Origin of the sequence: Xenophilus sp. (assembly GCF_044462705.1) — a bacterium.
Taxonomy (GTDB): Bacteria; Pseudomonadota; Gammaproteobacteria; order Burkholderiales; family Burkholderiaceae_C; genus Xenophilus; species Xenophilus azovorans.
This window is the reverse complement of the sequence record NZ_JBIQNC010000212.1, coordinates 1-7871: the sequence shown is the minus strand read 5'-3', so window position 1 is coordinate 7871 and position 7871 is coordinate 1. Positions and strand designations below refer to the sequence as shown.

At 71.6% G+C, this 7871-nt stretch carries 3 protein-coding genes, 1 pseudogene and 1 riboswitch; of the genes and pseudogenes, 2 read left to right on the top strand and 2 right to left on the bottom strand.

Annotation, left to right across the window (positions count from 1 at the left end):
* Positions 1-203, bottom strand: a pseudogene (glyA, locus tag ACIY1X_RS22395) (serine hydroxymethyltransferase); the annotation flags it as partial.
* Between the two features lie 40 nt (positions 204-243).
* Positions 244-373, bottom strand: a riboswitch (ZMP/ZTP riboswitch).
* A gap of 22 nt (positions 374-395) precedes the next feature.
* Positions 396-1223: a transglycosylase SLT domain-containing protein gene (locus ACIY1X_RS22390; RefSeq protein ID WP_399684874.1), complete on the bottom strand. Its 828-nt coding sequence runs from the start codon at positions 1221-1223 to the stop codon at positions 396-398.
* A gap of 590 nt (positions 1224-1813) precedes the next feature.
* On the opposite strand from ACIY1X_RS22390, the gene ACIY1X_RS22385 reads away from it, so the two are divergent.
* The gene (locus ACIY1X_RS22385; RefSeq protein WP_399684871.1) at positions 1814-5599 is read left to right on the top strand and encodes a DUF748 domain-containing protein; all 3786 of its coding nucleotides are present in this window, start codon (positions 1814-1816) and stop codon (positions 5597-5599) included.
* A gap of 161 nt (positions 5600-5760) precedes the next feature.
* A partial coding sequence (locus ACIY1X_RS22380; protein WP_399684868.1) for a DUF349 domain-containing protein occupies positions 5761-7871 on the top strand: 2111 nt, incomplete at its 3' end.

Here is a 7871-nt window from a genome sequence, read left to right as displayed (position 1 = left end):
CAACCGCCGTAGTAGCGCTTGCCGGGATAGCCCTCGGCGTACTTGTTGGTGAGCTGCGAGCCCTGCGCGGCCATGACGGCGGGCGAGGCGTAGTTCTCGCTGGCAATCAGCTCGATGTGCTCTTCCTGGCGCTTGTTCTCGGCCTGGATGGCGGCCCACAGCTCAGGATCGGTCTGTTCGACCAGGATGTTGCGTTGATACATGGCAGTCCTTTGGTGAGGAGGGTCCTTGCACGAACCGGGCAAGGACTGCCCAGGCGAACGGCTGATCGCCCGCATGGCGGGCGGTGCGCTTCCCAGTGGTCATCCACGTCAGCGGGCGGCCCCCCGGAGGGCGGGCTGCGCCTCGCCTATCGCCAGTCGCGCACGCGTGGAAGTGTAACTGAGCGGTGCCGCTCAGGAGCCGGCCAGCAGGGCCACTTTCTGATCGTCCGCCTCGGGCTTGACGACAGGCGCCACCACCGGCACCGGCTGCGCGCGGGGTGCCGGCGGCAGTGTGGGAACGGCGCGGCCCGCCGCCACCTGGGCCAGCCGGCCGTGCTCGGCCAGCACCTTGGCGGCGTAGCCGCCGTCGTCCGGCAGGTTGGCGGCGCCCACGTAGTAGCGCAGCCCGGCCTCGACCGAGCCGGCGCGCGCGATGCATTCCTGCAGCACCTTGACGCCCACCCGCATGTTGGTGATCGGGTCGAAGGCCGTGAGTACGCCGCCGGCGCTCTCGTACTTGTCGCCGTGCACGCGCGTCATGACCTGCATCAGGCCCTGGGCGCCGACGTGGCTCTGCGCGAACGGGTTGAAGCTGGACTCGACGGCCATGATGGCCAGGATGAGGGTCGGATCGAGCTTGGTCTTGCGCCCGATCTCGTAGGCCTCGGCCACCAGCACGCTCAGCGGCTCGACGGCCACCCGGTACTTGCGGCTGAGCCAGTAGGCCACGGCCGCCTGCTGGCGGGGCAGTTCGTCGGGGTGGGCCGCGGTGGTGCGCTCGATCGCGTTGGGCTGCAGGTCGGTCGCTTCCGGCGCCGGCTTGCGCGATTCCAGCCAGGCCATCAGGCGTTGTTCGCCGGCCAGTTGCAGGTCGGGCCGGGCCATGAGCGCGACCATCACGAACACGATGGCCAGGCCGATCAGGGCGAAGCCGTTGTGCACCACCTCGAAGAAACCTTCGGCGATGTCGCTCACGAAGGTCTGCAGTGATTGCGCACCGCTGCGCAATACGTTGTTCATTCGCTCTTCCTTTCTGTGCGAGGCTTCGAGCGATCGTCGTGCGGGCGTGGGGCCGGCGCGTCGTGCGACATCGAATCGCGTGGATTGGCAGCTTCCGGTGCCACACGATGCGCGGTGAAAGTGTGTGGTCCTCCGGTCTCGCCGGCGAGAAATCCGGCGGCGTCAGGGCGTCCTCGACGGAGGAGCAGGCGGGATTTTAAAAGTGGCTAAATACACGGTCAATTATGAGGATTTGATTCAATATGCTAAATAGGGTTGTTGAAAGGCCGCCAATCGCGGCATGCCGCCCGATTGAGAAAAGGACTTGCGGTCGCGCGCGCTCGCGCCTAATCTGAGGCCGCCTGAAGAGTCAGGCGCCTGCCAAGGCATCGCGGTCTGCGGGAGCCTTTCCTCCCGTCCAGCGACCCGGTGCCGCGGCCTCTTGGTGGCAATCCCTTGCCACCGCGCGGGTGGAACGATCAACTTCCGCCCGAGCGCAAGATGGCACAGGCCTTGGGCCGGCCGTCAAGCCCGGTGACCGAGCAATCGGTCACCGGGCTTTCTCTTTTTGCGCCGGGCGCCTGCGATGCTTGATGCACACTCGGGGCGCCATGAATGCAGCGTCACTGAAGCAGAACAAATGGGTGCGGCGTGGAGTCGTCGCGTTGGCCGTCCTCCTGTTGCTGTGGCTGCTGCTGTGGCTGGCCGTCCCGCCGATCGCCAAGAGCCAGATCCAGAAGATCGCCAGCGAGCAGCTCGGTCGGCAGGTCACGATCGGCAAGGTGGATTTCAAGCCCTGGTCGCTGGAGGTTGCCATCGACGACCTGCGCATCGCCGGCGCGGGCGAGGGGCCGGCCCAGGTCGAGGTGCGGCGCCTCTACGCCGACGCGGAGCTGCAGTCGCTGCTGCGCCTGGCGCCGGTGATCGACGCGGTCAGCGTCGAGGGGCCGACGATCCGGGCGGCGCGCCTGGCGGACGGCAAGTACGACTTCGACGACGTGCTGGCGCGGCTGACGGCCGGCCCGCCGAAGCCGCCGGGCGAGCCGGCGCGCTTCGCGGTCTACAACATCGCCATCACCGGCGGATCGGTGGACTTCGACGACCAGCCGGTGCAGCGCAAGCACGAGTTGCGCGACTTCGAGCTGATGGTGCCCTTCGTCAGCAGCCTGCCGTCCAAGCGCGAGGTGAAGGTCGAGCCGAAGCTGGCCTTCGCGCTCAACGGCAGCCGCTTCGATTCGTCGGCCCACTCGACCCCTTTCGCCGACAACCGCAAGACGGACGCGCAACTGCACTTCACCGATCTGGACCTGGCGCCCTACCTGGGCTACGTGCCGGGCGGCCTGCCGGTGAAGCTGCTGGCGGGCAAGCTGGGCGCCGACCTGAAATTCGATTTCGAGCGGACCGAGGCCTCGTCGCTGCGCATCAGCGGCGGCATCGAGGCGCAGGGGATCAAGCTGGCCGACCGCGCCGGCCGCGACCTGCTGGACCTCGCCTCGTTCAAGCTGGGCCTGGCCGACGTGCGGCCGCTGGAGGGCGTCGTGCACCTGGACAGCGTGGCCTTGGCCGGCCCGCAGCTCACGGTGGCGCGCGACGCGCAGGGGCAGCTCAACCTGCTGGCGACCGACGCCCGCACGGGCGAGGAGCGCAAGGTCGCCACGGTGCCTGCCGAACCGGCGCCGCCCGCCGACAAGGCGCCGGCCGCCGATGCCGCGCCGGCGTGGAAGGTGCAGGTGGACAAGGTCACGTTGCAGGACGGGCGCATCGGCTGGCGCGACGAGACGACGGTGCCGGCGGCTGCCGTCGACCTGACGCAGTTGCAGGTCGAGGCCGAGGGCATCGTCTGGCCGATGGACAAGCCGGCGCGCTGGCACGGCTCGCTGAACGTGGGGGAGGCGCCGTTCAGGTTCCAGGGCGAGGGCACGGACAAGGCGGCGCAGGTGAAGACCGAGCTGGAGTCCCTGCCGCTGACGGTGGCCGCACCCTACCTGGCGCAGGCGCTGGAGCCGTCGGTGGACGGCAAGCTCAGCGGCCAGATCGACGTGGACTGGGCCGCCCCGAACCTGAAGGTGAACGCGCGGCGCCTCGCGCTCGACGGGCTGGCGATGACGCAAGGCAAGACGGCGCTGGCCAGCGTGGGGCGCTTCGAGGTGGCCGATGCGCAGGTGGACCTGGCCGGGCGCACCGTCGCCATCGGCAGCCTCACGGCGGCCAAGCCCAAGATCCGCGTCGAGCGCGACGAGCAGAAGCGCTGGATGTTCGAGCGCTGGATGAAGGCGCCGGGCAGCGGCGCGCCGGTCCAGGTGGCGGCGCCGAAGACGCCCGCCGCCGAGGAGGCTGCGCAGGCCTCGCCCTGGAAGCTCAGCATCGCGACGCTGGCGGTGGACGGTGGCGACGTCACCTATGCCGACAAGGCCGATGCCGAGGCCCCCGTGGCTGTGGAGATCAGCGCCCTGCGGCTGAAGGCGGGGCAGATCGCGCCGGGCACCGCCACCGCGTCGCCGGTGGAACTGTCCGGGCGCATCGGCGCCACCCGCCGCGTCGAGCCGGGGCGCTTCGACTTCAAGGGCAAGCTGGTGCTGGAGCCCATCGCGGTCGAGGGCCGGCTGGAGGCCGCCTCGATCCCGGCGCATGCCTTCAAGGCCTACTTCGGCGATGCGCTGAACGTGGACATCCGCCGCTCGTACGCCAACTACCGGGGCACGCTGCGCTTCGCCCAGGCCAAGGACGGTATCCGCCTCAGGGTGGCGGGCGACACGGCGATCGACGATTTCCGCGCCGACAGCGCCACCCTCACGCGCAAGGGCAGCTTCGGCGACGGCAACCGGCGCCTGCTGAGCTGGAAGGCGCTCGACCTGCGCGGCCTGCAGGTGGCGATGGAGCCGGGCGTGCCGCTCAAGGTGGACGTGCGCGAGACCACGCTCACCGACGTCTTCGCCCGCATCATCGTGGAGGAGAGCGGCCGCCTGAACCTGCAGAGCCTGACGAAGAAGGGCGCCGAAGAGAGTGCGGCCGCCGATGCCGCCAGGCCCGACCCGACTGCGCGCCGCGCCGCCGGCGGGGCGACCGTCACCACCAACGAGCCGGCGCCCGCGGATGCCGGCGGACGCACCGTCTCCGCGGAGGAGGCCGTGGGCAGCGAGCCGGCCGCGGCGGCCGCGCCGCAGGCCGCAGCCGCGCCGGCGGCGCCCGATCCGATGGCGCCGGTCATCCACTTCGGCCCGGTGAGCGTCGTCAACGGCACGGTGGACTTCACCGACCTCTTCATCAAGCCCAACTATTCGGCCGACCTGAGCCAGCTCACCGGCAAGCTCAGCGCCTTCGCGTCGCAGCCCAAGGACGGGCAGACCCAGCTGGCCGACCTGGAGCTGCGCGGCAAGGCGCAGCAGACGGCCGAACTGGAGATCATGGGCAAGCTCAACCCGCTGGCCAAGCCGCTGGAGCTGGACATCACGGCCAAGATGCGCGACCTGGACCTGCCCCCGCTGTCGCCGTACTCGGTGCGCTATGCCGGCCACGGCATCGAGCGCGGCAAGCTCAGCCTGGACGTGAACTACAAGGTCGCGCCCGACGGCCGCCTGACCGCCACCAACAACCTGGTGCTCAACCAGCTGGAGTTCGGCGATGCCGTCGAGGGTGCGCCGGCCAGCCTGCCGGTGCGGCTGGCGGTGGCGCTGCTGGCCGACCGCAACGGCGTGATCGACGTGGACCTGCCGCTGTCCGGCTCGATCAACGACCCGCAGTTCCGCGTCGGCCCGCTGATCTGGAAGGCCGTGCTCAACCTGATCACCAAGGCCGTGACGGCGCCCTTCAGCCTGCTGACCGGCGGGCTGGGCGGCGGCGGGGGCGACGCCAGCACGATCGCCTTCGCGCCCGGCAGCGCCGAGTTGGACGACGCCGCCAGGCAGGCGCTGGACAAGGTGGCCAAGGCGCTGACCGACCGGCCGGCGCTGCGCCTGACGGTGGTCGGCCAGTCCGACTTCGAGAAGGAGCGCGAGGCGGCCAAGCGCCAGCGCCTGCGCCAGATGGCGATGGGCGAGAAGCGCCGCGCCGCGCTGCGCAACAAGGAAGACCCCGCGAAGATCGGCCCGGTGACCGATGCCGAGTACCCCGAGCTGCTGGAAGCCGTCTACAAGCGTGCCGACATCACCAAGCCGCGCAACATGATCGGCATGGCCAGGAAGCTGCCGACCGAGGAGATGGAAAAACTGCTGCTGGCCAGCATCGAGGTGGACGAGCAGGCGGTGCGCGAGCTGGCCGTGGCGCGCGGCGCGGCGGTGCGCGACTACCTGGTCGAGCACAAGCTCCCCTCGGAGCGCCTGTTCCTCGGCGCGGTGCAGACCAAGGCGGGCGGCAAGGACTGGAAGCCCGGCGCCGAGCTCAAACTCGATATGAAGTAGCCCGGCGCCCCGGCGCGGGCAAGGGGCGGGGCGCTTCGGGTTTCCGATGCCATGCTCCTGGGCGACAATGTGCGGCTCGCGCCGGCTTTGCCGGCGCCTGCGCTTGAGGGGCCTTTGGGCCCTTCGGCGTCTGTCCAACGACCTTTTCCCTTCCGCGCGCAGTGACCCACGCCAGCAAACACGACCTTTCCACCCTCGACCAGCTCACCGGCGGCGCGTTCACCGCGCCCACTTCCGGCGAGCGGGCCCAGCGCATCCGCGACTGGCTGGCGACCGACCCGGCGCCGGAGCTGATGCAGGAGGCGTTCAAGGAATTGAGCGGCCGCGACAAGGGCGCCGCGCGCGCCCTGCGCGAGCGGCTGGACGAGATCAAGCGCGCCAAGGGCCAGGAGGCCATCGCCGCCGAGTGGTCGGCCAAGGCCGAGGCGCTGCTGGCCCAGCCGCGCCTGAACATCGCCGACGCGATGGCCTGGCAGCGCGATGCGGCCAAGGCCGGCGCGCCGCTGTCGCGCGAGCCGCTGGCCGGCCTGCGCACGCGCCTGGCCGAGCGCGTCAAGGGCATCGAGGACCTGCAGCACCGCGCCCAGGTGCACCGCGAGGCGGCGCTGCTGCTGGCGCAGCGCTTCGAGGTGCTGTCCACCAAGCCCTGGCACGACGCGCAGGCCGCCGAGGAGGCCCTGCGCGCCGACGTGGCCGCCTGGACCGCCCAGGCCGACGAGATGGCGCAGGACGCCAACTGGGGCAGCCTGGACGCGCGCTACGCCTCGCAGCTGGACAGCTCGCGTTCGCAGCTGCAGGTGGTGTCCGACGCCTTCCATGCCGCGCTGGCGCAGACCGTCGCCGCCGCGGCGGACGCCGAGGCGCCGCTGCCGCCCGTGCCCGTCTGGGCCGACGAACTGCGCGCCGCCCGCGGCCTGCCGCCAGAGGGCACCGCGGCCGCGCCGGCCAAGGCGCCGCCGGCGCCCAAGGTCGATCCTGCTGCCCGCGCTGCGGCCGAGGAGGCCGTGCAGGCCGCGCTGGCGAAGCTGGAGCAGGCCACCGCCGAGGGCCAGGGCAAGACCAGCCAGGGCGCCGCCGCGGCGCTGCGCGCGGTGCTCAAGGACCACGGCAAGTTGGTCGGCAATGCGCTCGAAGCCCGCGTGCATGCCGCGCTGGTGGCCGCCGGCGAACTGGAGGGCTGGCAGCGCTGGAGCGCCGACAAGGTGCGCGAAGACCTGGTCGCCAAGGCCGAGAGCCTGCTCAACCGCCCCGAGGGCCAGGCCCTGGGCGGGCGCAAGATGCAGGAACAGCTGCGTGCCCTGCGCGAGCAGTGGAAGCAGGTCGACCAGGGCGGCGCGCCCAACCACGCGCTGTGGAAGCGCTTCGACGAGGCCTGCAACCAGGCCCACAAGGTGGTCGAGGCCTGGCTGGAGAAGGTGCGCGCCGACGCGGCCGAGCACCGTGGCCAGCGCGAGAAACTGATCCAGGAACTGGCCGACTGGGCCGCCGCCCACGCCGGCGACGACCTCAAGGCGCTCAACCGCGGCCTGCACCAGTTCGCCGACCGCTGGCGCGATGCCGGCCACGTCAGCGAGAAGGTGTTCGCCGAACTGCAGCCGAAATGGAACGAGGCGATGGCAGCCGCCCGCGCGCCGCTGGAGGCGGCGCAGAAGGCCAGCGTCGAGCGCCGCCAGCAGCTCATCGCCGAAGCCACCGAACTGGGTGCTTCGCCGCAGTTGCGCATCGACGCCGTCAAGACGCTGCAGCAGCGTTGGCAGGCCGAGGCGCAGGCGGTGCCGCTGGAGCGCCGGCAGGAACAGAAGCTGTGGGATGCCTTCCGCAAACCCATCGACGAGGCCTTCCAGCGCAAGAGCGCCGAACGCGAGCGCGCCGCCGCGGCCATGAGCGAACACGACCGCGCCGTGCTGGAAGCCTCCAAGGCCGTGGAGGCCGCCAACGCCGCCGGCGATGCGCAGAAGATCCGCGCCGCGCTGGCGCAACTGGAGGCGGCGCTGCGCGGGGAACTGCCGGCTGCGCCGGCCCAGGAAGCCGCGCCGCCCGCAGCCGCGGGCGAGGGCACGACGCCGGCTGCCGATGCGGCCGCGCCGCAGGGCGAAGAGGCGTCGCCGCCGGCTGCCGCCGACGCCGGCGAAGCGGATGCCTCCGGCGAGGCCGCCGCGCCTGCGCCCGCACCCAAGGCTGCCCCCAAGCCGGTGGTCGCCGTGCGCGGCGACGACCGCCCGGGCGCCCGCCAGCCGGCCCTGCCGGCGGGCCGCGCCGCCGGCCGGCCCGG

Bases quoted from the DNA above. Each gene is read 5' to 3' on its own strand.
- ACIY1X_RS22390 (WP_399684874.1), bottom strand. From the start codon at position 1,223: ATGAACAACGTATTGCGCAGCGGTGCGCAATCACTGCAGACCTTCGTG.
- ACIY1X_RS22385 (WP_399684871.1), top strand. From the start codon at position 1,814: ATGAATGCAGCGTCACTGAAGCAGAACAAATGGGTGCGGCGTGGAGTC.